Genomic DNA, 24,458 nt, shown 5'->3' with positions numbered 1-24,458 from the left:
GATTGAGCAACACTCCCATGCGTTTAAACCCTGGACAACAACAAGCGGTCGAATTCGTTACTGGACCATGCCTGGTGCTGGCAGGGGCCGGTTCGGGTAAAACCCGCGTGATCACTAACAAAATCGCCCATCTGATCCACAACTGCGGATATCAGGCGCGACACATTGCGGCGGTCACCTTTACCAATAAAGCGGCGCGCGAGATGAAAGAGCGCGTCGGTCAGACGCTGGGCCGTAAAGAGGCGCGCGGCCTGATGATCTCCACCTTCCACACGCTGGGGCTGGATATCATCAAACGCGAGTATGCGGCGCTGGGAATGAAGTCCAACTTCTCGCTTTTTGACGATACCGATCAGGTGGCGCTGCTTAAAGAGCTCACCGAGGGGCTGATCGAAGATGACAAAGTGCTGTTGCAGCAGCTGATCTCGACGATCTCGAACTGGAAAAACGATCTGATGACGCCGGCCCAGGCCGCGGCGATCGCCAAAGGTGAACGGGATCGGATCTTCGCCCACTGCTACGGTCTGTACGATGCGCATATGAAAGCGTGCAACGTGCTGGACTTTGACGACCTGATCCTGCTGCCCACGCTGCTGCTGCAGCGCAATGACGAGGTGCGCGAGCGCTGGCAGAATAAAATCCGCTACCTGCTGGTGGATGAATATCAGGACACCAACACCAGCCAGTACGAACTGGTAAAGCTGCTGGTGGGGCAGCGCGCGCGTTTCACCGTAGTAGGCGACGACGACCAGTCAATTTACTCCTGGCGCGGCGCGCGCCCACAAAACCTGGTGCTGCTGAGCAAAGATTTCCCGGCCCTGCAGGTGATTAAGCTAGAGCAGAACTACCGCTCCTCCGGGCGTATCCTGAAGGCGGCAAACATCCTGATTGCCAATAACCCGCACGTGTTTGAGAAGCGTCTCTTCTCCGAACTGGGCTACGGCACGGAGCTGAAAGTGCTCAGCGCCAACAATGAGGATCATGAAGCGGAGCGCGTGACGGGCGAACTCATCGCTCACCACTTCGTCAACAAAACCGAATATAAGGATTACGCGATCCTCTATCGCGGTAATCACCAGTCGCGCGTCTTTGAAAAGATGCTGATGCAGAACCGCATTCCGTACAAAATCTCGGGCGGCACGTCGTTCTTCTCACGACCAGAAATCAAAGATCTGCTGGCCTATCTTCGCGTGCTCACTAATCCGGATGATGACAGCGCGTTTCTGCGCATCGTGAATACGCCTAAACGCGAGATTGGCCCGGCGACGCTGCAAAAGCTCGGCGAGTGGGCGATGACCCGCAACAAAAGTATGTTTACTGCCAGCTTCGACATGGGGCTGAGCCAGACGTTAACCGGACGCGGGTATGACTCGTTAACCCGCTTCACCCACTGGCTCGGCGAAGTGCAGCGTCTCGCGGAGCGGGAGCCGGTGGCGGCCGTGCGCGATCTCATTCATGGCATCGACTATGAGTCCTGGCTGTATGAAACCTCAGCCAGCCCGAAAGCGGCTGAGATGCGCATGAAAAACGTTAACCAGCTCTTCAGCTGGATGACCGAAATGCTGGAGGGCTCTGAAATCGACGAGCCGATGACCCTGACGCAGGTGGTCACTCGCTTTACCCTGCGCGACATGATGGAGCGCGGCGAGAGCGAAGAAGAGGCCGATCAGGTTCAGCTGATGACGCTGCATGCGTCAAAAGGGCTGGAGTTCCCGTATGTGTATCTGGTCGGCATGGAAGAGGGATTGTTGCCACACCAGAGCAGCATTGATGAAGATAACGTCGACGAGGAGCGTCGCCTGGCCTACGTGGGGATCACCCGCGCGCAGAAAGAGCTGACGTTCACGCTGTGTAAAGAGCGCCGCCAGTATGGTGAACTGGTACGCCCGGAGCCGAGTCGTTTCCTGCTGGAACTGCCGCAGGATGACCTGATCTGGGAACAGGAGCGCAAAGTGATTACCGCAGAAGAGCGGATGCACAAGGGTCAGGCTAACGTGGCGAACATCCGCGCTATGCTGGCAAAAGCCAAAGAGAAAGGATAAGTCCGTAGGGACCTGTAGGCCGGGTAAGGCGAAGCCGCCACCCGGCAATGTTCAGCGTATTACTTCACCTCAAGCACCCAGTGCACATAGCTCTGCCACTGGCACTCCTGTTCGATCATTTCTGCCCCTAACGGGTGACGATCAATCCAGTTCTCCGGCAGCGTCAGCGAAAGCTTCTCGTCATCGGCCACCAGATTAATGGCTGGCAGCAAATCATCGCGGCGGCGGCTGGCAAACAGGATCGCCAGACGTAGCAGGCGGCACAGATGCTCGGCCACGCGCGGCGGGACGGCGTTTTGCTGATGCAAAGAGGAGAGATCGACGGCATTGGTCTGGTTCAGCAGCAGCGTGGCCAGCAATTTTTTCTGCGCAGGCGTATAGCCCGGTAAATCCAGGTTTCGCACCAGATACGCTGCATGAGCCGGTGCCTGCTTAAAATCAATGCTCAGCCCGATTTCATGGAGCGCGCAGGCGCTCAGCAATAAATCCCGGCTCAGATGATCAAGATCCCAGACGTTCGCGACCCGATCGGCGAAGCGTGACGCCAGCTGCGATACGCGTCCTGCCTGATCGATATCAACCAGAAAACGACGCTGCACGTTGCGCAGGGTACGGCTGCGGATATCCTGATCGACCGACAGATGCAACATCCCGTAGACCAGACCTTCGCGCAGCGCGCCGCCGGCCAGGGTCATACACTGGATGTTCAGCTCGGTGAAAATGGCGATAAGAATAGCCAGCCCGCTCGGGAAGACCAGCGCGCGTTCCAGCGTCAGGCCTTCAATTTCCAGCTCTTCCAGGCGTCCGCACTGAATGGCGCGCTGTTTCAGCTGCTGAAGTTTGGCAAGCGTAATCCGCTCGTCCATTCCCTGCGCCATCATGATTTCCTGCAGAGCCTGCACGGTACCCGAGGCACCCACGCAGACTTTCCAGCCGTGATAGCGCAGCTCGTCCATCACCGGGCGTAACACTTCGCGCGCGGCGTTTTCTGCCTCGTCGAAGTTCTCTTTCGCCAGGTTCCGATCGGTAAAGTAGCGCTCAAGCCAGGTCACGCAGCCCATCGACAGGCTGAACAGCGACGTTGCCTGCGCGCCGGTGCCGGTCACAAGCTCGGTACTGGCACCGCCGATATCCACCACCAGACGGCGATCGTCACCTCCCGTGGTGTGTGCAACGCCCTGATAAATCAGGCGAGCTTCTTCTTCACCGCTGATAACCTGTACCGGACAACCCAGAATTTCCTGCGCTCTGGCAATAAAATCCACGGCGTTGACCGCCAGGCGGAGTGTCGCAGTGGCGACCACGGTGATTTGGGCGTGCGGGATATCCTGCAGACGCTCGGCAAAGAGCCGCAAACACTGCCAGCCACGTTCCATGGCTTCAGGGGAGAGGTGATTATCGCTGCTCAGGCCCGCCGCGAGGCGGACCTTGCGCTTGATGCGCGTCAGCGTTTGTATGCTTCCCGCCACCTCGCGCACAACCAGCATATGAAAACTATTCGAACCGAGATCAATTGCCGCATAAAGCGAGGTGGAGCTGAGCATATTTTCTTAACCTGAACGACGACGATTACGCGGCGCGCCACCTGAACGACGCGGACCATTGCCGGAGCGTGGGCGGGTTAGACGCTTAGGCGGCGGCAGTTCGCTTAACAGTGCTTCCGGATTGTATTTGCTCTGCGGAATAGAGTGACCGATATACGTCTCAATGGCCGGGAGATTCAGCGCATACTCTTCACACGCAAGGCTAATCGAGTGACCGCTTGCGCCCGCACGACCGGTACGACCGATACGGTGTACGTAGTCTTCGCAGTCGTCTGGCAGATCGTAGTTAAAGACGTGCGTCACGGCCGGAATGTGCAGACCACGAGCGGCAACGTCGGTTGCGACCAGAATATCGAGATCGCCACGGGTGAATTCTTCCAGAATACGCAGGCGTTTTTTCTGCGCCACGTCGCCGGTCAACAGGCCAACACGGTGACCGTCTGCAGCCAGATGGCCCCAGATGTCTTCACAGCGGTGTTTGGTGTTCGCAAAGATAATGGCGCGATCTGGCCACTCTTCTTCGATCAGCGTTTGCAGCAGACGCATTTTCTCTTCATTGGAAGGATAGAAGAGCTCTTCTTTAATGCGGTGACCCGTTTTCTGCTCCGGTTCCACTTCTACATATTCGGCGTTGTTCATCTGTTCGAACGCCAGCTCGCGTACGCGATAAGAAAGAGTAGCGGAGAACAGCATATTCAGACGCTGATTGGCCGGCGGCATGCGGCGGAATAGCCAGCGAATGTCTTTAATGAAGCCCAGATCGTACATGCGGTCAGCTTCATCGAGCACCACAACCTGGATTGCGCCGAGGTTAATGTGGTTCTGTTTGGCGTAATCGATAAGACGGCCGGTGGTACCGATCAGGATATCCACACCGCTTTCCAGCACTTTCAGCTGTTTATCGTAGCCGTCGCCGCCATAGGCCAGGCCAAGCTTCAGGCCGGTAGACTGCGCCAGGGGTTCAGCGTCTGCGTGGATCTGTACCGCCAGTTCTCGCGTCGGGGCCATAATTAGCGCGCGCGGCTGGTTAACTTTGCGGTCTGCAATCGCTGGGTGAGAAAGTAAATAATGAAACGTTGACGTTAAAAACGCCATCGTTTTGCCGGTACCGGTTTGCGCCTGCCCGGCAACATCGCGACCGGCCAGCGTCAGCGGCAGCGCGAGGGCCTGAATGGGCGTGCAGTTATGAAACCCTTTATTTTCAAGGGCTTCAATCACCTTCGGGTGCAGCGCGAAGTCGGAAAACTTCTGTTCTGTTAAATGTGTTTTGCTCATAGTGTGGTAGAATATCAGCTTACTATTGCTTTACGAAAGCGTATCCGGTGAAATAAAGTCAACCTTTAGTTGGTTAATGCGACATCAACACGTCGTTGGTGGAGACAAAACCAACGTACCAGGCTTATTCCTGTGGAGTTATATATGAGCGATAAAATTATTCACCTGACTGACGACAGTTTTGACACGGACGTACTTAAGGCTGACGGGCTGATCCTCGTCGATTTCTGGGCTGAATGGTGTGGTCCCTGCAAAATGATCGCCCCGATTCTGGATGAGATCGCCGACGAATATCAGGGCAAACTGACCGTTGCCAAGCTGAACATCGACCAGAACCCGGGCACCGCACCAAAATACGGTATCCGTGGCATCCCGACCCTTCTGCTGTTCAAAAACGGCGAAGTGGCAGCGACCAAAGTGGGCGCACTGTCCAAAGGTCAACTGAAAGAGTTCCTGGACGCTAACCTGGCGTAAGGTTTCTCCGCTGTGCGTTCAGAGCTCCCGGCTAAATGATGTGGAACTCTGGACGCCCGGCTGAAGTCGTGCTAAGTTAGCTATGACTTCGTTTTAAACATATCTTGTTGTTTGAATCTTGTTTTACCCGATACTTCCCGTTGTTAACATGAACAGTGCGTGAAGTGGCTAAATTCCGGGCTTGTCACTCAATCCGTCTTGTCGTTTCAGTTCTGCGTTCTTTCCCTGTGACCAGACAGCGAACAGACATGAGTCGATGGCCGCTAAACAGGCATGGATGACCCTGCCATACCATTCACAACATTAAGTTCGAGAATCACCCCGAGTTTAAGAACCCACACCATTATGAATCTTACCGAATTAAAGAATACGCCGGTTTCTGAGCTGATCACTCTCGGCGAAAATATGGGGCTGGAAAACCAGGCTCGTATGCGCAAGCAGGACATCATTTTCGCCATCCTGAAGCAGCACGCTAAGAGTGGCGAAGATATCTTTGGCGACGGTGTGCTGGAGATATTGCAAGACGGATTTGGTTTCCTCCGCTCTGCAGACAGCTCCTACCTCGCCGGCCCTGACGACATCTACGTATCCCCCAGCCAAATCCGCCGTTTCAACCTCCGCACTGGTGACACCATTTCAGGTAAGATTCGTCCTCCTAAAGAGGGTGAACGCTACTTTGCGCTGTTGAAAGTCAATGAAGTTAACTTCGACAAACCGGAAAACTCGCGTAATAAGATCCTCTTTGAGAACTTAACGCCGCTGCACGCGAACTCTCGCCTGCGCATGGAGCGTGGTAACGGTTCAACTGAAGACTTAACCGCGCGTGTTCTGGATCTGGCATCACCAATTGGTCGCGGCCAGCGTGGTCTGATTGTGGCACCGCCAAAAGCGGGTAAAACCATGCTGCTGCAGAACATCGCGCAGAGCATTGCCTATAACCACCCAGACTGCGTGCTGATGGTGCTGCTGATTGACGAACGTCCGGAAGAAGTGACCGAGATGCAGCGTCTGGTTAAAGGTGAAGTGGTTGCTTCTACCTTCGACGAACCGGCATCTCGCCACGTTCAGGTTGCGGAAATGGTTATCGAGAAGGCGAAACGCCTGGTTGAGCACAAGAAAGACGTGATCATCCTGCTTGACTCCATCACCCGTCTGGCGCGTGCCTACAACACCGTGGTTCCGGCGTCTGGTAAAGTGCTGACCGGTGGTGTGGATGCTAACGCCCTGCATCGTCCGAAACGCTTCTTCGGTGCCGCACGTAACGTGGAAGAGGGCGGCAGCCTGACTATCATCGCGACGGCGCTGATCGATACCGGTTCTAAAATGGACGAAGTGATTTACGAAGAATTTAAAGGTACAGGTAACATGGAACTGCACCTTTCTCGTAAAATCGCTGAGAAACGCGTCTTCCCGGCTATCGACTACAACCGTTCCGGTACCCGTAAAGAAGAGCTGCTCACCACGCAGGAAGAGCTGCAGAAAATGTGGATCCTGCGCAAAATCATCCATCCAATGGGTGAAATCGACGCGATGGAGTTCCTCATTAACAAACTGGCGATGACCAAAACCAACGACGATTTCTTCGACATGATGAAACGCTCGTAACGTAAATAAAGCCAGCGAACGCCACGTTTTTACGTGGCGTTTTTCTTTTATGGACTATACGCTAGTACCACCTACTCCCAATTTTGACCGGTCGGTGCGACAATAGGGCCGTTTGTGCAGCTAAAGAAATAATTGATTGAAAAATATACAAAGGAAGTGGTGAGAAGCCATCTTTATTACTTCTGAGGCTGTAGCTTCATGGTTATACTTCCGGGACTAACATTTGTTGAGAGCAATCCATTGTGAATCTATTCACCGCCGTTACTGAACTGATCAGTATTTTTTTATTCACAACCTGTTTTTTGTTCATTGCGCGAAAGGTGGCAAAACGAATAGGGTTGGTGGATAAGCCGAATTTTCGTAAACGCCATCAGGGACTTATTCCTTTAGTCGGCGGGATTTCTGTTTACGCAGGGATTTGCTTCACGTTTGGAATTGCCGATTATTATATTCCGCATGCCGCCTTGTACATTGCCTGCGCCGGTGTCCTGGTGTTAGTCGGGGCTCTTGATGACCGGTTCGATATCGCGGTGAAAATACGCGCGACCGTTCAGGCGGCCATTGGCGTGGTGATGATGGTTGTGGGCGGACTGTATCTGCGAAGCCTTGGCTATGTATTTGGCCCCTGGGAGTTAGTCCTGGGTCCATTTGGCTTCTTCCTGACACTCTTTGCCGTCTGGGCGGCAATCAATGCTTTCAACATGGTGGATGGCATTGACGGCCTGCTCGGTGGGTTGTCATCCGTCTCGTTTGCCGCTATCGGCATTATTTTATGGTTTGATGGCCAGTACAGTCTGGCAATGTGGTGTTTTGCCATGATTGCCGCCATTCTGCCTTATATCCTCTTAAACCTCGGAGTGCTAGGCCGTCGCTATAAAGTCTTTATGGGAGACGCGGGCAGTACGCTGATTGGTTTTACGGTTATCTGGATCCTGCTTGAAACCACACAGGGTCAAACCCATCCGATAAGTCCCGTAACCGCGCTGTGGATTATCGCGATTCCATTAATGGATATGGTGGCGATTATGTATCGCCGCCTGCGCAAAGGAATGAGTCCTTTCTCTCCTGACCGCCAACACATTCATCATCTCATCATGCGTGCGGGTTTTACTTCTCGTCAGGCGTTTGTGCTGATTACTCTGGCCGCCGCTATTTTAGCCGCGATTGGTGTAGCTGCAGAATATTCCCATATTATTCCTGAGTGGGTTATGTTGGCATTATTCTTGCTGGCATTTTTCCTGTACGGCTACTGCATTAAACGCGCATGGAAAGTGGCGCGATTTATTAAACGTCTTAAACGCCGGATGCGTCGTAACAGTGGCAAAAACACAACATTAACTAAGTAAAACCGGAACTATGATGACTCAACCGTTGGCGGGAGCGAAATCAGTGGTAACTGAGAATGAACTGGATATTCGGGGTTTGTTTCGCGTGTTATGGGCAGGCAAACTTTGGATTGCGGGGATCGCGCTGGGGTTTGCACTGTTAGCGCTGGCCTATACGTTCTTTGCAAAACAAGAGTGGAGCGCCACGGCAATTACAGACAAGCCAACGGTTAACATGCTCGGGGGATACTATTCCCAGCAGCAATTCCTGCGTAACCTGGATATCAAAGCCAGTCTTGCAACGCCAGACCAGGCTTCCGTTATGGATGAAGCCTATAAAGAGTTTGTGATGCAGCTGGCTTCGTGGGATACCCGACGCGATTTCTGGTCCCAGACGGATTACTACAAGCAGCGCCGGGTTGATAATACAAAAGCCGACGCCGCCCTGCTGGACGATCTGATTAACAATATTCAGTTTATGCCGGGCGACGCGCTGCGTAACGTGAATGACAGCGTCAAGCTGATTGCAGAAACCGCGCCGGATGCCAACAACCTGCTGCGTCAGTACGTCGCGTTTGCCAGCCAGCGTGCCGCAAGCCATCTTAACGAAGAGCTTAAAGGTGCCTGGGCGGCTCGTACAATCCAGATGAAAGCCCAGGTGAAACGTCAGGAAGAGGTGGCGAATACCATTTTCGGTCGCCGCGTGCATAACATTGAGCAGGCGCTGAAAATTGCGGAACAGCACAATATTTCCCGTACTGAGACGGACGTGCCCGCCGATGAGCTGCCTGACTCTGAAATGTTCCTACTTGGTCGCCCTATGCTGCAGGCGCGTCTGGAAAACCTTAAAGCCGTTGGGCCTGATTTTGACCTCGATTACGATCAAAATCGCGCGATGCTCAATACGCTTAATGTAGGTCCGTCCCTGGACCCGCGTTTTCAGACCTATCGTTATTTGCGAACGCCTGAAGAACCTGTAAAACGCGATAGTCCGCGTCGTGCATTCCTGATGATTATGTGGGGGATTGTAGGCGCACTGACGGGCGCTGGCGTGGCGTTAACGCGTCGTCGCAAAAACTAAGAACGCCGTCTACGATGAAGGCTGCGGCCTTCATCGCCTAATCGAAGAGAATCGATGTGAAAGTACTAACCGTATTTGGCACCAGGCCGGAGGCCATTAAGATGGCACCTCTGGTTCATGCGCTGGCCTGCGATCCCGATATTGAAGCGAAAGTGTGCGTCACTGCCCAGCACCGTGAGATGCTCGATCAGGTTTTAACGCTCTTCTCCATCGTCCCGGATTATGACCTTAATATTATGAAACCGGGGCAAGGATTAACGGAGATAACCTGTCGCATTCTGCAAGAGCTTAAGCCGATCCTGGAGTCATTCAAGCCTGACGTCGTGCTGGTACACGGTGACACCACTACTACCGTGGCGACAAGCCTGGCCGCGTTTTACCAGCGAATTCCCGTGGGGCATGTTGAGGCGGGTCTGCGTACCGGCAATCTTTATTCGCCGTGGCCGGAGGAGGCCAACCGCACGTTAACGGGCCATCTGGCGATGTACCACTTTGCGCCAACGGAAAACTCGCGTCAGAACCTGCTGCGTGAAAATATCGCCGATAACAAAATCTTTGTGACCGGCAATACGGTCATCGATGCGTTAATTTGGGTACGTGACCGCGTCCTCGCAAACGACGATCTCAAGAAAGAGCTCGCTGCCCGCTATCCGTTTCTCCACAACGGCAAAAAAACCATTCTGGTTACTGGCCACCGCCGCGAAAGCTTTGGCCGGGGTTTTGAGCAAATCTGTCACGCGCTGGCTGAAATCGCCGCGCATAACGACGATGTGCAAATTGTCTATCCAGTACACCTTAACCCTAACGTCAGCGAGCCGGTTAACCGGATCCTGGGCCATGTCGAAAATGTCCTTCTGATTGAACCTCAGGACTACATGCCGTTTGTCTGGCTGATGAACCACGCCTGGCTGATCCTCACCGATTCCGGCGGCATTCAGGAAGAAGCACCATCCCTCGGCAAACCGGTGCTGGTGATGCGTGAAACGACCGAACGTCCGGAAGCCGTCAAAGCCGGTACGGTGCGTCTGGTTGGCACCAACGCGCAGCTCATCGTCGAAGAGGTCACGCGCCTGCTGCATGACGATGAAGCGTATCAGGCGATGAGCCGGGCCCATAATCCGTATGGAGACGGGCAGGCTTGTGGCCGTATTTTGCATGCACTTAAACACAATCGGGTATCGCTATGAGTTTTACTACCATCTCTGTCATCGGTCTTGGCTACATTGGCTTGCCTACTGCGGCCGCGTTTGCCTCTCGTCAGAAACAGGTTGTCGGTGTGGATATCAACGCACGGGCGGTAGAAACCATTAACCGTGGCGAGATTCATATTGTGGAGCCCGATCTTGACCGCGTGGTGAAAGAGGCGGTGGAGGGGGGCTTCCTGCGTGCCAGCACGACGCCAGTTGAAGCGGATGCCTACCTGATTGCCGTCCCTACCCCGTTTAAAGGCGACCACGAGCCCGACATGGCATTCGTCGAGGCGGCGGCAAAATCCATAGCCCCTTTGCTGAAGAAAGGGGCGCTGGTGATCCTGGAATCAACCTCTCCGGTCGGCGCTACCGAGCAGATGGCACACTGGCTGGCCGACGCGCGCCCTGATTTAAGCTTCCCGCAGCAGGCGGGTGAGCAGGCGGATATTAACGTCGCCTACTGTCCGGAACGCGTGCTACCGGGCCAGGTTATGGTCGAACTGATTAAAAACGACCGCGTCATTGGCGGTATGACGCCCGTCTGTTCCGAACGTGCCAGCGCGCTGTACAAGATTTTCCTCGAAGGTGAATGCGTGGTGACCAACTCCCGCACAGCCGAGATGTGCAAGCTGACGGAAAACAGCTTCCGCGACGTCAATATCGCCTTTGCAAACGAACTGTCGCTGATCTGCGCCGATCAGGGGATTAACGTCTGGGAGCTGATTAGCCTGGCGAATCGCCATCCGCGCGTGAACATTCTCCAGCCAGGCCCGGGCGTGGGCGGACACTGTATCGCCGTCGATCCGTGGTTTATCGTGGCGCAAAATCCGGCTCAGGCGCGTCTGATTCGCACCGCGCGTGAAGTGAACGACAGCAAGCCTCACTGGGTGCTCAACCAGGTTAAAGCGACGGTAGCGGATTGCCTGGCAGAGAGCGGCAAGCGCGCCAGCGAGCTGAAAATTGCCTGCTTTGGTCTGGCATTCAAACCCAATATTGACGATCTGCGTGAAAGCCCGGCGATGGAAATTGCCGAGATGATTGCCGAATGGCACAAGGGTGAAACGCTGGTGGTTGAGCCGAATATCCATGAATTACCGGCAAAACTGGCGGGACACTGCACATTGACGGCGCTGGACGACGCGCTGGCGACGGCGGACGTGCTGGTGCTGCTGGTGGATCATAAAGAGTTTAAAGCGACGTCCGGCGATGCCGTTCGTCAGCAGTATATTGTTGATACCAAAGGTGTCTGGCGTTGAACAGCCTGAATGGGGTACTCGAGTCCCTGCAGTGGGAGAGTGCCTTTTTCGGCCTGCCGTCGGCCATCGTGCGTCTGCGCGATGACGCGCCGGCGCTGGCTGAACCGGATTTTATCGCCTGGCAACGGGTGCAGGCTAAGATCCCGGCGGAGCGTGCCGATCAGCTTGACGCGCTCCAGCAACACGGCTTTCAGCTGGTTGAAGGTGAGGTAGACCTTTCCATTACCCTTACCCGGCACGATGCATCCGGCGCGGAAATTGCAAACGAACAGGACATCCCCGTGCTGCGTCAGATGGCGGCCCAGGCATTTGCACAGAGCCGCTTTCGTGCTCCCTGGTATGCACCTGACGATAGCGGACGTTTCTATGCCCAGTGGATAGAGAATGCGGTCAAAGGCACATTTGACCACGTCTGCCTGGTTTTCCGTGCAGGGGACGGTCAAATCCAGGGGTTCGTCTCGCTGCGTAAGCTCAACGAGCGCGAGGCGCGTATCGGCTTATTAGCCGGGCGCGGCATGGGTGAAAAACTCATGCAGGCGGCGCTGCACTGGGCTCAGCAGCAACAGCTTGTGACGCTGCGGGTCGCGACCCAACTGGGCAACACCGCCGCGCTTAAACGTTATATTGCGAGTGGTGCCAACATCGACGCCACCGCCTACTGGTTATACAGGTGACAAGATGATTCCATTTAACGCACCACCCGTTGTCGGAACTGAACTCGACTATATGCAGTCTGCCATGGGCAGCGGCAAACTCTGTGGTGACGGCGGTTTTACCCGTCGCTGTCAGCAGTGGATGGAACAGCGTTTTCGCAGCGCCAAAGTGCTGCTGACCCCGTCCTGTACGGCATCGCTGGAAATGGCGGCACTGTTGCTGGATATCCAGCCCGGTGATGAAGTGATTATGCCGAGCTATACCTTCGTTTCCACGGCGAACGCCTTTGTCCTGCGCGGAGCGAAAATCGTCTTTGTGGATATCCGCCCGGATACCATGAACATTGATGAGACGCTGATTGAAGCGGCGATCACTGACAAAACGCGCGCGATCGTGCCGGTTCACTACGCGGGCGTGGCCTGTGAAATGGACACCATCATGGCCATCGCCAAAAAACATAATCTGTTCGTGGTGGAAGATGCCGCGCAGGGCGTGATGTCCACCTACAAGGGACGCGCGCTGGGCACTATTGGCCACATCGGCTGCTTTAGCTTCCACGAAACCAAAAACTACACGGCGGGCGGAGAAGGTGGCGCGACGCTGATTAACGACCGGGCTCTCGTGGAGCGTGCGGAAGTGATCCGCGAAAAAGGCACCAACCGCAGCCAGTTCTTCCGGGGTCAGGTAGACAAATACACCTGGCGCGACATCGGCTCCAGCTACCTGATGGCGGATCTGCAGGCGGCGTACCTGTGGGCGCAGCTGGAAGCGGCGGAACGTATCAACCTTCAGCGTCTTTCCCTGTGGCAAACGTATTACGATGCGCTTGAGCCGCTGGCCAAAGCCGGGCGTATTGAGCTGCCGACCATCCCGGCGGATTGCGTCCACAACGCGCATATGTTCTACATCAAGCTGCGCGATAACGACGATCGCAGCGCGCTTATCGCCTGGCTGAAAGAGGCCGAAATTATGGCGGTGTTCCACTATATCCCGCTGCACTCCAGCCCGGCCGGCGAAGCGTTTGGCACGTTCGCGGGTGAAGATCGTTACACCACGAAAGAAAGTGAGCGTTTGCTTCGCCTGCCACTGTTCTACAACCTCGCGCCTGTTAACCAGCGTACGGTGATTAATACCCTTCTGAGTTATTTCGGCTGATATGTCTCTGGCAAAAGCATCGGTGTGGACCGCCGCGTCCACGCTTGTAAAAATTGGCGCCGGGCTGCTGGTCGTCAAGCTGCTGGCCGTCTCTTTTGGCCCCTCAGGCGTGGGGCTGGCGGGTAATTTCCGCCAGCTCGTTACCGTCCTTGGCGTGCTGGCCGGTGCCGGTATCTTCAACGGCGTTACCAAATACGTTGCGCAGTATCACGATGATGCGGCTCAGCTGCGCAGGGTGGTGGGCACCTCTTCGGCGATGGTCACGGGTTTTTCGACCCTGATGGCGATTGTCTTTCTGCTGGCAGCGGCGCCCATCAGCCAGGGATTGTTCGGGTACACCCATTATCAGGGGCTGGTGCGTCTGGTCGCGTTGGTTCAGATGGGCATTGCCTGGGCAAACCTGCTGCTGGCGCTGATGAAAGGTTTTCGTGATGCCGCCGGGAACGCGCTTGCCTTAATCCTGGGTAGCGTCATCGGCGTGATTGCCTATTACTTCTGCTATCGCCTGGGCGGCTATGAAGGCGCACTGCTTGGGCTTGCGCTGGTCCCGGCGCTGGTGGTTATGCCTGCGGCATTGATGCTGATGCGTCGGGGCGTCATCCCTTTGAGCTACCTGAAACCGCAATGGGACACGATGCTTGCCAGCCAGCTGGGCAAATTTACCCTGATGGCGCTCATCACCTCCGTCACGCTGCCGGTAGCCTACGTGATGATGCGAAACCTGCTGGCGGCGCATTATAGCTGGGATGAAGTGGGGATCTGGCAGGGCGTAAGCAGTATTTCCGACGCTTATCTCCAGTTTATTACGGCTTCCTTTAGCGTTTACCTGCTGCCAACCTTATCGCGTCTGACGTCCAGACAGGATATTACCCGTGAGATTTTCCGATCGCTGCGCTTTGTGCTGCCGGCCGTCGCGGCGGCCAGCTTTACCGTCTGGTTACTGCGCGATGTCGCCATCTGGCTGTTGTTCTCGGCGAAGTTCACCGCCATGCGCGATCTCTTTGCCTGGCAACTGGTGGGTGATGTGCTGAAAGTGGGTGCTTACGTTTTCGGCTATCTGGTGATCGCAAAAGCGTCCCTGCGGCTGTATATCCTGGCGGAAATTAGCCAGTTTGCGTTACTGACAGCATTTTCACACTGGTTGATACCCGCGCACGGTGCGCTGGGTGCGGCTCAGGCCTACATGGCAACCTATATCGTTTATTTCGCCGCCTGTTGCGGCGTATTTTTATTGTGGCGTAAACGCGCATGACTGCACTGATTCACATCCTGGGATCGGATATCCCACACCATAACCAGACCGTTTTGCGGTTCTTCAACGACGAGCTGGCATCGGGTAATCCTGATGCGCGTGAGTTTATGGTTGCAGGTCAGGATAAGGGCCTGAGCGAGGCGTTTCCGGCGCTGACGATTCGCTTCTGGCCGGATAAGGCCGCGCTGGCGAAGGCGGTCGTTGCCAGAGCCAAAGCGGATCGTAAGCAACGTTTCTTTTTCCACGGGCAGTTCAATACCGGCCTGTGGCTGGCACTGCTTAGCGGGGGGATTAAACCCTCCCAGTGCAGCTGGCATATCTGGGGAGCCGATCTCTATGAAGTCACCCGCGGCTGGAAATTCCGTCTTTTCTATCCGCTGCGCCGCATGGCGCAGGGGCGCGTGGGCTGTGTGTTTGCCACCCGAGGCGATCTCAACTATTTTGCTAAACAGCACCCAAACGTGCGCGGAGAACTGCTCTATTTCCCAACCCGCATGGATCCGGCCCTGAACGCCATGGCGAATGACGCGGTGCGTGAAGGCAAGCTGACGATCCTGGTGGGGAATTCCGGCGATCGCAGTAACGAACACGTCGCGGCGCTCAGGGCTGTGCATCAGCAGTTTGGCGACACGGTGAACGTGGTGGTGCCGATGGGCTATCCCGCCAACAACGACGCCTATATTGCTGAGGTTCGCCAGCAGGGACTTGCGCTATTTAGTGCAGAAAATCTGCACATTCTCAGCAATAAGTTGGAATTTGATGACTATCTTGCGCTGCTGAGAAAATGCGATCTTGGCTATTTCATCTTTGCCCGACAGCAGGGAATCGGCACGCTGTGTCTGCTGATTCAGGCGGGTGTACCGTGCGTGCTCAACCGCGACAACCCGTTCTGGCAGGACATGGCCGAGCAGCATATTCCGGTGCTGTTTACCTCAGACACGCTGAATGTTGAGGTGGTACGGGAAGCCCAACGCCAGCTCACGTTGGTGGATAAAAATAGCATCGATTTTTTCAGCCCGAATTACCTCACGCCGTGGCACCGCGCGCTGCGTATCGCTTCAGGAGACAAAGCATGAGTCAGTTGCAATTCAGCGGCTTACTGGTTGTCTGGCTTCTGAGCGCCCTGTTTATCGCCACGCTCACCTGGTTTGAATTCCGTCGGGTGCGCTTCAACTTTAACGTCTTCTTCTCGTTATTGTTTCTGCTGACGTTCTTTTTCGGCTTCCCGCTCACCAGCATTCTGGTCTTCCGTTTTGACGTGAGCGTCGCGCCGCCGGAAATCCTGCTCCAGGCGCTTCTGGCGGCAACCTGCTTCTATGCGGTCTACTACGTCACCTATAAAACGCGTCTGCGTTCAGCGCAGGCTGCTGTCCCGCGTCGGCCGCTTTTTACTATGAATCGGGTGGAAACCCACCTGACGTGGGTGATGCTGATGACCATTGCCCTGGTCAGCGTCGGTATCTTCTTCATGCATAACGGCTTTCTGCTGTTTAAGCTCCACTCCTACAGCCAGATTTTTTCGGCCGAAGTCTCGGGCGTGGCGCTTAAGCGTTTCTTCTACTTCTTCATCCCGGCGATGCTGGTGGTCTTTTTCCTGCGCCAGGACAGCAAAGCGTGGCTGTTTTTCCTGGTCAGTACCGTCGCGTTTGGCATTCTGACCTACATGATTGTGGGCGGCACGCGCGCGAACATTATCATCGCCTTCGCCATCTTCCTGTTTATCGGCATCATCCGCGGCTGGATCTCGCTGTGGATGCTGGTTGCGGCAGGCGTGTTTGGCATTGTTGGGATGTTCTGGCTGGCGCTGAAGCGCTACGGGATGAACGTGACGGGCGATGAGGCGTTTTACACATTCCTCTACCTGACGCGCGATACTTTCTCGCCGTGGGAAAACCTGGCGTTGCTGCTGCAAAACTACGACAAGATTGATTTCCAGGGACTGGCGCCGATTGTTCGTGACTTCTACGTCTTTATCCCTTCCTGGCTATGGCCGGACCGGCCCGGCGTGGTGCTTAACACGGCAAATTACTTTACCTGGGAAGTGCTGAACAACCATTCCGGTCTGGCAATCTCGCCGACGCTGATTGGTTCCCTGGTGGTGATGGGGGGCGCGTGGTTCATTCTCCCCGGGGCGGTTGCCGTAGGGCTGATTATCAAGTGGTTCGACTGGCTTTACCTGCGTGGCAACGAAGAGACCAACCGCTATAAAGCCGCCATTTTGCACAGTTTCTGCTTTGGTGCCATTTTCAATATGATCGTTCTGGCGCGCGAAGGGCTGGACTCGTTCGTGTCGCGCGTGGTGTTCTTCATGGTTGTTTTCGGCCTCTGCCTGTTGCTGGCCAAACTGTTGTACTGGCTGTTTGACAGCGCAGGGCTCGTGCACAAGCGCGAGCGGCAGGGCAGCACAACGCTGTCGCAAGTCTGAGTAAGGATAGTAATGACTGATAAAATTTCTGCACCGCGCTATGCGCTACGTGGCCTGCAGCTTATTGGCTGGCGTGACATGCAGCACGCGCTGGACTTTCTGTTCGCCGACGGCAAGATGAAATCCGGTACGCTGGTGGCCATCAACGCGGAAAAAATGCTGGCGGTTGAGGATAATGCGGAAGTTAAAAGCCTGATTGAAGCGGCTGAATTTAAATACGCGGACGGGATCAGCGTGGTCCGCTCTATCCGTAAAAAGTATCCTGACGCTAATGTATCCCGCGTGGCGGGGGCCGATCTCTGGGAGCAGCTTATGGCCCGCGCCGGTGTGCAGGGTATGCCCGTGTTCCTGATTGGCGGAAAGCCGGAGATACTGGCCCAGACGGAGGAGAAACTGCGTCGTCAATGGAATGTTAATATTGTCGGCAGCCAGGATGGTTACTTCAAACCGGAAGATCGACAGGCTCTGTTTGAGCGCGTTCGTGACAGCGGGGCGAAAATTGTCACCGTGGCGATGGGCTCCCCGCGCCAGGAGATCCTGATGCGCGACTGCCGTCTGGTCTGTCCTGATGCCCTCTACATGGGCGTCGGCGGCACGTACGACGTCTTTACCGGCCACGTTAAGCGTGCGCCTAAGGTCTGGCAAAATTTGGGGCTGGAGTGGCTGTACCGCCTGCTATCGCAACCGACGCGCATTAAACGACAGATCCGTCTGCTTCGCTACCTCGCCTGGCATTACACCGGGAAAATGTAATCAAAATGTAGCGCGATATGCTATTCGCGCTGCAACTCGCCTGCAAAACTGCTGATAATCTGTGCAATGCATTCATTTTTTTAATGCATCGTTTGCCATTTGGCAGATTTTAGGAAACCATTCGCTCCGTATTTTAGTACCCCTAAAAAACAATACCCGGTATTAAGCCGGGAAACAGCAAACACAATCGAGGATCTATGGCAGAGAAACAACCGGAGCTACAGCGTGGGCTGGAAGCTCGTCATATTGAACTGATAGCGCTGGGCGGCACTATCGGCGTGGGCCTGTTTATGGGCTCCGCAAGCACGCTCAAATGGGCAGGCCCTTCCGTATTACTGGCGTATATTATCGCCGGGCTGTTTGTTTTCTTCATTATGCGTTCCATGGGCGAAATGCTCTTCCTGGAGCCGGTAACCGGCTCTTTCGCCGTTTACGCGCATCGCTATATGAGCCCGTTCTTCGGCTACCTGACGGCCTGGTCATACTGGTTTATGTGGATGGCGGTGGGCATCTCAGAGATCACCGCGATAGGGGTCTACGTCCAGTTCTGGTTCCCGGACATGGTCCAGTGGATACCCGCGCTCATTGCCGTGGGGCTGGTGGCGCTGGCAAACCTGGCAGCCGTGCGCCTTTACGGTGAAATTGAGTTCTGGTTCGCAATGATCAAAGTCACCACGATCATCGTGATGATTGTCGTCGGCCTGGGCGTGATTTTCTTCGGCTTTGGCAACGGTGGGCACGCTATCGGCTTTGGCAACCTGACCGAAAACGGCGGCTTCTTTGCCGGCGGCTGGAAGGGCTTCCTGACGGCGCTGTGTATCGTTGTGGCCTCGTATCAGGGCGTGGAGCTGATCGGTATTACCGCCGGTGAAGCGAAAAACCCGCAGGTCACGCTGCGTAGCGCGGTGGGCAAAGTGCTGTGGCGCATCCTGATTTTCTATGTGGGCGCGATCTTCGTCATCGTGACCATCTTCCCGTGGAACGAAATTGGCACGACGGGTAGCCCGTTTGTATTAACCTTTGCCAAAATTGGTATCACGGCGGCGGCGGGTATCATCAACTTTGTGGTCCTGACGGCAGCGCTGTCAGGCTGTAACAGCGGGATGTACAGCTGCGGGCGTATGCTCTATGCGCTTTCGAAGAATAACCAGCTGCCTGCGGCGATGAGTAAAGTCTCACGTGCCGGCGTACCGGTGGCGGGTGTGGCTGTCTCCATTGTAATCCTGCTGATTGGCTCTTGCCTGAATTACATCATTCCTAACCCGCAGCGCGTATTCGTTTACGTCTACAGCGCCAGCGTACTGCCGGGCATGGTGCCGTGGTTCGTTATCCTCATCAGCCAGCTACGTTTCCGCCATGCGCATAAAAAAGCGATCGAAAACCATCCGTTCCGCTCAATTCTGTTCCCCTATGCGAACTATTTGACGATGGCGTTCCTGATTTGTGTATTAATCGGCATGTACTTTAATGAAGATACCCGCATGTCGCTGTTTGTCGGGATGATCTTCCTGGCGGCTGTGACGGCCGCATATAAGCTTTTTGGCCTGGGTCGCCGCGCCACCACGCATAAAGTGGAGGAATAAGCGGCAAAATGTGCAAACCATAACCAAACGCGCATTTTTTTCAAAAAAGCACTAGACAGCGGGGACGGAGGTACGTAATATCCAGCCCCGCAACGGCGCTAAGCGCCCGTAGCTCAGCTGGATAGAGCGCTGCCCTCCGGAGGCAGAGGTCTCAGGTTCGAATCCTGTCGGGCGCACCATTAACCCGGTGCTGGAGCTGCGGTGGTCTGAGAAGTAGTCAGTACCGCGTGAAAGAATACAGTGGTGGCTATAGCTCAGTTGGTAGAGCCCTGGATTGTGATTCCAGTTGTCGTGGGTTCGAATCCCATTAGCCACCCCATTATTTGAAAGAGTTGTGAATTGCGAAGGTGGCGGAATTGGTAGACGCGCTAGCTTCAGGTGTTAGTGTCCTTTGGATGTGGGGGTTCGAGTCCCCCCCCTCGCACCACGACTTTTTAAATGAATTGAACTAAAAATTCAAAAAGCAGTACATCGGCGAGTAGCGCAGCTTGGTAGCGCAACTGGTTTGGGACCAGTGGGTCGGAGGTTCGAATCCTCTCTCGCCGACCAATTTTGAACCCCGCTTCGGCGGGGTTTTTTGTTTTCTCCGGCTTCTCACCCCTGTAGTCATGCCCCGACAGCGCCCTTTTTCTTTGTCGCAATCCAGCGACATGCAACTCATTGAAAATTAAATAAATAACTATTTATGGGTTTTGCTGTCTCCTCCTGGCGACATATTCCCGCCTTTTACCGATACGTTGTAGAGCCTAAGACGGCGCATAGCAGCATAATTTCCTTTTATCTTAAAATGTTGCGTTATGTAAAAGATCTGGGTGTCATGTTGGCACGTTACGTGCAATAATATACGTGTAGATGCTCATTCCATCTCTTATGTTCGCCTTAGTGCCTCATAAACTCAGGAATGACGCAGAGCCATTTACGGTGCTTATCGTCCACTGACAGATGTCGCTTCGGCCTCATCAGACACCATGGACACAACGTTGAGTGAAGCACCAAATATGTTGTCTTACAGACCTGTTTTAACGCCTGCTTTTATAGCAGGCGTTTTTTTATGCCTTATTCCCGATACAGGCGCATGATCAGGGCAACCATCAGCAGGGCCGATGCAGAGACAGCATAGAGCGCCTGTACTGAGCCAAATCCTGAAGCCACCGCCGCTGCAATGCCGGTGAAAAGAGAGGCGCTGAGCGTTTGCCAGCGCCAGGCTTTACCGCTGGCCGAAGCGGTTTGCGTGAGAGGAAAACTACTGAGTACGCCAAACGTGCCCGCTGCGAAGAGAATATTTGAGGGCAGATGCGCGATAAAGATCATCCCCAGCGCGCATAACGTCCACCCGGACAAAAACGGCAGCATGTCATAAGCGGCCAGAAAGATGCTCAGGCAAACGATTATTCGCGGCGTGTGGGCCGCAATGCGCGTCAGGCTCTCTTTTTTTAGCAGCAGGGGGCCACAAAGCTGCCCCAGACTCCTCGCGAAAAGCAGAGGCAAAGCAAGGCCCGCCGCATCCTGAGGACGGAGCTGCTGGGCCAGTGCCGGAAGAAGCGCCATCGCCGGTGAGCCGACGGCGGCCAGCGCCGGCAGGATGAGCAGGCTGCGTTTCTGCCGAACGGTCAACGCCTGCCAGCGTAATGTTGCAGAATCCCCCTTTTCCATAGTGGTGGGGCCAGGTGTCGGAGAAAACCGACGCCCAGCCAGCCATAGCAGTAACAGTGACCCAAAAAAGCTGGCGGCATCAATGGCCAGCAGGGTAAACACGGATGTCTTCTGAAACAGCAGCACGCCGAGTCCGGTCCCTAACAACACTTGAGAAGCAAAAATCACATTTTCCAGACAGGTTGCAGCGGGCAGCTCTGCTTCGCTAAGTCCGCGCTTAAAGAGCAATGTCAGCGCGGGCCAGCTCATCCCGCTGAGCAGGGCTTCGGTGGATTGCACGGCGAGCAATGCGGCAACGCTGTGGTAACCCACGCCAAGCAGGGGAAAGAGCAGGGCGAGCAGACCCAGCCCCTCGGTCAGTATCAGCAGGGATATCGGTGAAAAGCGCGAGCACAGCTTTTCGCCGAAGATACTGCCGATGAATCCTGGTACCGTAGCGAAAAGAAAAGCGAGAGTGAGCAGAGCGGGCGGGGCTGACCACGCTAGCAGCAAACCGAAGACTACAACCTGGGTTAAACCATTCCCCAGTGAAGAAAAGATAAAAGCGCAGGCAAGCAGGCGCAGCCAGCGGTGGCAGCGCAGCGCCTGAATAAGCGCATACAAAAGCGAGTTCATGGAGATTTCCTTTCAAAAACGATTTAGTCCACGCTGCAAAATGTGCGCGTGTGTGAAAAAAGGTTAATGAAAAGACATCGTTACATTGGCGGATTCGTTTGCGGATGTGGGTGAAAAGAATGTAGCAGGAGAAAGGCGATAAAAAAAGGAGGCCCTCTGGCCTCCTTTTTATTTACTGCTGCGTACCGTTATTTTGCAGCGTTAACAGCAACCCATCACGACGCATGGCGGCTGCCTCTTCCGGCTTATGCTGTTTTTCCAGCGCATCGGCAAGCCACGCGTAGTCAAACGCGTCCGGACGCTGCTTCAGCGCCGCGCGGAAGGCGAGGCTCGCCTCCTGCCATTCGCCGTGCTTCATCAGCGATTGACCGAGCGTGCTCCACAGCAGCGGGCGATCCCCAACGGCTTTAATCTGCTGTCGCAGCACTTTTTCGATTTGCTCAGGATTATTGGTTTTCAGGCGCGGGATCACCATCACCAGACGATCGTCATACTGGCGCTTCAGGCCGTCGAGGAGGATCTCCTGAGCCGTGTCATGATCGTCACATTCAATAAGATGTTCCGCCATGGCAACCTGCAGAGGAACCTGCTGACGCGTTTTACGGCTCTGATTCTTCCACCACGTTTTCAGACCGTCGCTGCCCAGGTCGGCGCGCGCCTGATCCATCAGGCCAATCCATGCCAGACGCTGAAGCTCATCACGATGTTCATCGTCGCCCACCTCGGCCTTCGCCATCGACGGAATGATGTCCAGCAGCGAACCCCAGGCGCCGGTACGAATATACGCCTGCTCGGCAAGACGCAGCACTTCCGGATGACGTGGCGCAACTTCCAGCAGGCGATCGATACCGTGACGCGCCGCGTGATTTTCATTGCGCGCCAGCTGCAGGCGAACGCGCGTGATTTCTACCGGAATCGGGTCGCCGTGAGCCAGCTCTGCCGCCCGCTCCAGATGCTGATTGGCGCGGGCTTCGTCACCGCGCTGCTGCGCCGCTTCGGCAGCGAGCAGATAATTCACCACCGGCTGTTCGGCATGGTCGGCGTTTTTCGACATCAGCTTTTCAACCTGCTGATAGTCACCCTCGGCAAGCTTAAGCAGCGCCTGTTCGGTCTGCTTGCGGGCGCGGCGGCGTTTACGGCCAACGAACCAGCCGCGCGTGTGGGCACCGGTGCGGAAAATGCGGCGCAGGATCCACTCGATCGCAAACAGCACCACCACGCCGAGGATCAGAATGATCGTCAGGCCGGTTACGCTGGTTTCAATGTTGTAGTTATCCGTCTGGATCAGGACGTAACCCTGATGACCCGCAAGCATGGGTCCCAGCACGATCCCGGCGATCAGCAGGATGAAGAGTAAGAGAACTTTTAGCATCATTACTCTCCTTGTGGTGCGCTTTCAGGCGCCGGAGCCGGAGCTGGTGCCGCTCCGCCCGACGGCTCTGCCGGCACGCCCGGCTGCGCCAGCAGGTTACGCACGCGCGTCTGCATCAGCTTCTCCAGAATCGGCTGGCTGGCCAGCTTATCCGGAACGTTCATGGTGATGTTCTGCTGGCTCAGCTTATCAATGTCTTCGAGGAAGGCGGTGGTCGTCGCATCATCGGTGTTGTAGTAGGCGCGTACCCACGTCGAGACGTTATCCAGCGCCTGTTTGTAGGTCTCTTCCTGATGACGCGGCACGGCCTGAGCCGCCACCAGCAGGCGGGAACGAATGTTCTCGCGTAGATAGATATCCTGGTTCGGTGCCAGCAGCGGCACGGCGGTTTCGTCGCGACGGCGGATAGTGATGAAGCTGTCCATAAAGTTCTGCCAGCTTTTCTGCAGGTTTATGCGCCATTCGCTCAGGGAGCTGGAAAGCTCGGTACCGTCGGAATCCATCGGGGAGTCGTCGTCGTTGTTATCCGCCAGCTGCAGGTTATCAATCTGATTCGACAGCTGGTTCACCTTGAGGATAATGCCGTCGTAATCCACCTGCGAGACGGCGGAGAGACTGGCGATGTCTTCGGTGATCGCGCGACGCGCGGTGATAAGGCTCGGGTCGTTCATGTCTGCCAGGCTCGCATCGGCGCTTTTCAGCAGCGCGGCGGCAGTGGTGACGTCCTGATCGCTCCAGAGCTTACGTCCGGCGAGCTTCACCAGGAAGTCAGCCTGCGAGAGCAGCCAGGTTTTGGCATCGGTGCCGGAAATCGTGGCGACTTTCTGCTGCACTTCGCCCAGCTGTTTAGTCAGCTCTTCCTGTTTGCTGTTCGCCTCGGCAAGCGCGGCGGCCTGCTGCTTAATCACCGTTTCCAGCTCGGTTTTCTGCGTCTCCTGCGCTTTTTGCAGGGCAGTAAGCTGATTCACCAGCGCATCGCTGGTGGACGTCTGGTTAGCGCCCTGTTGCTTCACCAGACCGTACAGGCCAACCCCTGCTGCCAGCGCAATGGCGATGGCAATCGCGCTCAGCGCGAGGCTCGTTTTGTTGCTGCCGTTTTTCTTCTCAGCGGTTTTCTCTGTCGTCTCTGGCTGTGGCGTCGTTTCCACAGTCTCCCTGGTCTCTTCAACCACGGCGGAGGATTTGTCGTGTTCCGTCATTATGG

19 protein-coding genes and 4 tRNA genes are annotated in these 24,458 nt (G+C 55.4%); 18 read left to right on the top strand and 5 right to left on the bottom strand.

Features of this window, described 5'->3' with window-relative positions; translation table 11 throughout:
- The first annotated feature begins 17 nt into the window (after positions 1-17).
- The gene (rep, locus tag F0320_RS20915; protein ID WP_126331052.1) at positions 18-2,042 is read left to right on the top strand and encodes a DNA helicase Rep; all 2,025 of its coding nucleotides are present in this window, start codon (positions 18-20) and stop codon (positions 2,040-2,042) included.
- Positions 2,043-2,101: 59 nt separating this feature from the next.
- Here the strand turns inward: rep and gppA are convergent, their stop codons facing one another.
- Both gppA and rhlB read right to left on the bottom strand, forming a co-directional pair.
- Complete coding sequence (gppA, locus tag F0320_RS20910) at positions 2,102-3,586, bottom strand: guanosine-5'-triphosphate,3'-diphosphate diphosphatase (protein ID WP_047652204.1); 1,485 nt, start codon at positions 3,584-3,586, stop codon at positions 2,102-2,104.
- Positions 3,587-3,592: 6 nt separating this feature from the next.
- Positions 3,593-4,861 carry an ATP-dependent RNA helicase RhlB gene (rhlB, locus tag F0320_RS20905; protein ID WP_023309646.1) on the bottom strand — a complete coding sequence of 423 codons (1,269 nt, stop codon included), beginning with the start codon at positions 4,859-4,861 and terminating at the stop codon, positions 3,593-3,595.
- A 144-nt stretch (positions 4,862-5,005) separates the two neighbouring features.
- Here rhlB and trxA point away from each other — a divergent pair, with 144 nt between their 5' ends.
- From trxA to F0320_RS20820, 17 genes are all read left to right on the top strand, one after another.
- On the top strand, positions 5,006-5,335 hold the full coding sequence (trxA, locus tag F0320_RS20900) for a thioredoxin TrxA (RefSeq protein WP_006179218.1): 330 nt from the start codon (positions 5,006-5,008) through the stop codon (positions 5,333-5,335).
- Positions 5,336-5,680: 345 nt separating this feature from the next.
- Entirely contained in the window at positions 5,681-6,940 is a 1,260-nt protein-coding gene (rho, locus tag F0320_RS20895) for a transcription termination factor Rho (protein ID WP_008501566.1), read from the top strand.
- Between the two features lie 242 nt (positions 6,941-7,182).
- Positions 7,183-8,286 carry a UDP-N-acetylglucosamine--undecaprenyl-phosphate N-acetylglucosaminephosphotransferase gene (wecA, locus tag F0320_RS20890; RefSeq protein WP_023309645.1) on the top strand — a complete coding sequence of 368 codons (1,104 nt, stop codon included), beginning with the start codon at positions 7,183-7,185 and terminating at the stop codon, positions 8,284-8,286.
- Positions 8,287-8,299: 13 nt separating this feature from the next.
- Positions 8,300-9,346: an ECA polysaccharide chain length modulation protein gene (gene wzzE, locus F0320_RS20885; RefSeq protein ID WP_047652205.1), complete on the top strand. Its 1,047-nt coding sequence runs from the start codon at positions 8,300-8,302 to the stop codon at positions 9,344-9,346.
- A 56-nt stretch (positions 9,347-9,402) separates the two neighbouring features.
- Positions 9,403-10,533, top strand: coding sequence for a non-hydrolyzing UDP-N-acetylglucosamine 2-epimerase (wecB, locus tag F0320_RS20880; RefSeq protein ID WP_126331054.1), 1,131 nt, complete (start codon positions 9,403-9,405; stop codon positions 10,531-10,533).
- The gene (gene wecC / locus F0320_RS20875; protein WP_126331056.1) at positions 10,530-11,792 is read left to right on the top strand and encodes a UDP-N-acetyl-D-mannosamine dehydrogenase; all 1,263 of its coding nucleotides are present in this window, start codon (positions 10,530-10,532) and stop codon (positions 11,790-11,792) included. The genes wecB and wecC overlap by 4 nt, the downstream gene beginning before the upstream one ends.
- Positions 11,789-12,466: a dTDP-4-amino-4,6-dideoxy-D-galactose acyltransferase gene (gene rffC, locus F0320_RS20870; RefSeq protein ID WP_126331058.1), complete on the top strand. Its 678-nt coding sequence runs from the start codon at positions 11,789-11,791 to the stop codon at positions 12,464-12,466. The genes wecC and rffC overlap by 4 nt, the downstream gene beginning before the upstream one ends.
- Positions 12,467-12,470: 4 nt before the next feature.
- Positions 12,471-13,601, top strand: coding sequence for a dTDP-4-amino-4,6-dideoxygalactose transaminase (rffA, locus tag F0320_RS20865; protein WP_047652209.1), 1,131 nt, complete (start codon positions 12,471-12,473; stop codon positions 13,599-13,601).
- Position 13,602: 1 nt separating this feature from the next.
- Entirely contained in the window at positions 13,603-14,853 is a 1,251-nt protein-coding gene (gene wzxE / locus F0320_RS20860; protein ID WP_126331060.1) for a lipid III flippase WzxE, read from the top strand.
- Entirely contained in the window at positions 14,850-15,929 is a 1,080-nt protein-coding gene (locus tag F0320_RS20855; RefSeq protein WP_126331062.1) for a TDP-N-acetylfucosamine:lipid II N-acetylfucosaminyltransferase, read from the top strand. The genes wzxE and F0320_RS20855 overlap by 4 nt, the downstream gene beginning before the upstream one ends.
- Positions 15,926-17,278: an ECA oligosaccharide polymerase gene (gene wzyE, locus F0320_RS20850; RefSeq protein WP_126331064.1), complete on the top strand. Its 1,353-nt coding sequence runs from the start codon at positions 15,926-15,928 to the stop codon at positions 17,276-17,278. The genes F0320_RS20855 and wzyE overlap by 4 nt, the downstream gene beginning before the upstream one ends.
- A gap of 12 nt (positions 17,279-17,290) precedes the next feature.
- A complete protein-coding gene (gene wecG, locus F0320_RS20845) occupies positions 17,291-18,031 on the top strand; it encodes a lipopolysaccharide N-acetylmannosaminouronosyltransferase (RefSeq protein WP_126331066.1) in 741 nt (246 codons plus the stop codon).
- Between the two features lie 197 nt (positions 18,032-18,228).
- Positions 18,229-19,614 (top strand): bifunctional threonine/serine APC transporter ThrP, encoded by a 1,386-nt coding sequence (thrP, locus tag F0320_RS20840; RefSeq protein ID WP_126331068.1) that lies wholly within the window; start codon positions 18,229-18,231, stop codon positions 19,612-19,614.
- A gap of 102 nt (positions 19,615-19,716) precedes the next feature.
- Positions 19,717-19,793, top strand: a tRNA-Arg gene (locus F0320_RS20835).
- Between the two features lie 64 nt (positions 19,794-19,857).
- A tRNA-His gene (locus F0320_RS20830) sits at positions 19,858-19,933 on the top strand.
- A gap of 22 nt (positions 19,934-19,955) precedes the next feature.
- A tRNA-Leu gene (locus F0320_RS20825) sits at positions 19,956-20,041 on the top strand.
- 45 nt (positions 20,042-20,086) lie between these two features.
- A tRNA-Pro gene (locus tag F0320_RS20820) sits at positions 20,087-20,163 on the top strand.
- Positions 20,164-20,670: 507 nt separating this feature from the next.
- Here F0320_RS20820 and F0320_RS20815 read toward each other — a convergent pair.
- The 3 genes from F0320_RS20815 to hemX all read right to left on the bottom strand — a co-directional run bounded on the left by F0320_RS20815 (position 20,671) and on the right by hemX (position 24,453).
- Positions 20,671-21,882: an MFS transporter gene (locus F0320_RS20815; protein ID WP_126331070.1), complete on the bottom strand. Its 1,212-nt coding sequence runs from the start codon at positions 21,880-21,882 to the stop codon at positions 20,671-20,673.
- A 172-nt stretch (positions 21,883-22,054) separates the two neighbouring features.
- On the bottom strand, positions 22,055-23,254 hold the full coding sequence (gene hemY, locus F0320_RS20810) for a protoheme IX biogenesis protein HemY (protein WP_126331109.1): 1,200 nt from the start codon (positions 23,252-23,254) through the stop codon (positions 22,055-22,057).
- A 2-nt stretch (positions 23,255-23,256) separates the two neighbouring features.
- Positions 23,257-24,453: a uroporphyrinogen-III C-methyltransferase gene (gene hemX / locus F0320_RS20805; protein ID WP_126331072.1), complete on the bottom strand. Its 1,197-nt coding sequence runs from the start codon at positions 24,451-24,453 to the stop codon at positions 23,257-23,259.
- Positions 24,454-24,458 lie beyond the last annotated feature (5 nt).

The sequence above is a fragment of the Enterobacter dykesii genome (genome assembly GCF_008364625.2).
Lineage (GTDB): Bacteria > Pseudomonadota > Gammaproteobacteria > Enterobacterales > Enterobacteriaceae > Enterobacter > Enterobacter dykesii.
This window is presented reverse-complemented; position numbering and strand designations above follow the sequence as displayed.

Excerpts from the sequence above, each read along its gene's own strand:
- rep (WP_126331052.1), top strand. The coding sequence starts at position 18 with ATGCGTTTAAACCCTGGACAACAACAAGCGGTCGAATTCGTTACTGGA.
- rffA (WP_047652209.1), top strand. The coding sequence starts at position 12,471 with ATGATTCCATTTAACGCACCACCCGTTGTCGGAACTGAACTCGACTAT.
- wzzE (WP_047652205.1), top strand. The coding sequence starts at position 8,300 with ATGACTCAACCGTTGGCGGGAGCGAAATCAGTGGTAACTGAGAATGAA.
- wecC (WP_126331056.1), top strand. The coding sequence starts at position 10,530 with ATGAGTTTTACTACCATCTCTGTCATCGGTCTTGGCTACATTGGCTTG.
- wzxE (WP_126331060.1), top strand. The coding sequence starts at position 13,603 with ATGTCTCTGGCAAAAGCATCGGTGTGGACCGCCGCGTCCACGCTTGTA.
- hemX (WP_126331072.1), bottom strand. The coding sequence starts at position 24,453 with ATGACGGAACACGACAAATCCTCCGCCGTGGTTGAAGAGACCAGGGAG.
- hemY (WP_126331109.1), bottom strand. The coding sequence starts at position 23,254 with ATGCTAAAAGTTCTCTTACTCTTCATCCTGCTGATCGCCGGGATCGTG.
- rho (WP_008501566.1), top strand. The coding sequence starts at position 5,681 with ATGAATCTTACCGAATTAAAGAATACGCCGGTTTCTGAGCTGATCACT.
- F0320_RS20855 (WP_126331062.1), top strand. The coding sequence starts at position 14,850 with ATGACTGCACTGATTCACATCCTGGGATCGGATATCCCACACCATAAC.
- gppA (WP_047652204.1), bottom strand. The coding sequence starts at position 3,586 with ATGCTCAGCTCCACCTCGCTTTATGCGGCAATTGATCTCGGTTCGAAT.
- rhlB (WP_023309646.1), bottom strand. The coding sequence starts at position 4,861 with ATGAGCAAAACACATTTAACAGAACAGAAGTTTTCCGACTTCGCGCTG.
- trxA (WP_006179218.1), top strand. The coding sequence starts at position 5,006 with ATGAGCGATAAAATTATTCACCTGACTGACGACAGTTTTGACACGGAC.
- wecG (WP_126331066.1), top strand. The coding sequence starts at position 17,291 with ATGACTGATAAAATTTCTGCACCGCGCTATGCGCTACGTGGCCTGCAG.
- wzyE (WP_126331064.1), top strand. The coding sequence starts at position 15,926 with ATGAGTCAGTTGCAATTCAGCGGCTTACTGGTTGTCTGGCTTCTGAGC.
- F0320_RS20815 (WP_126331070.1), bottom strand. The coding sequence starts at position 21,882 with ATGAACTCGCTTTTGTATGCGCTTATTCAGGCGCTGCGCTGCCACCGC.
- thrP (WP_126331068.1), top strand. The coding sequence starts at position 18,229 with ATGGCAGAGAAACAACCGGAGCTACAGCGTGGGCTGGAAGCTCGTCAT.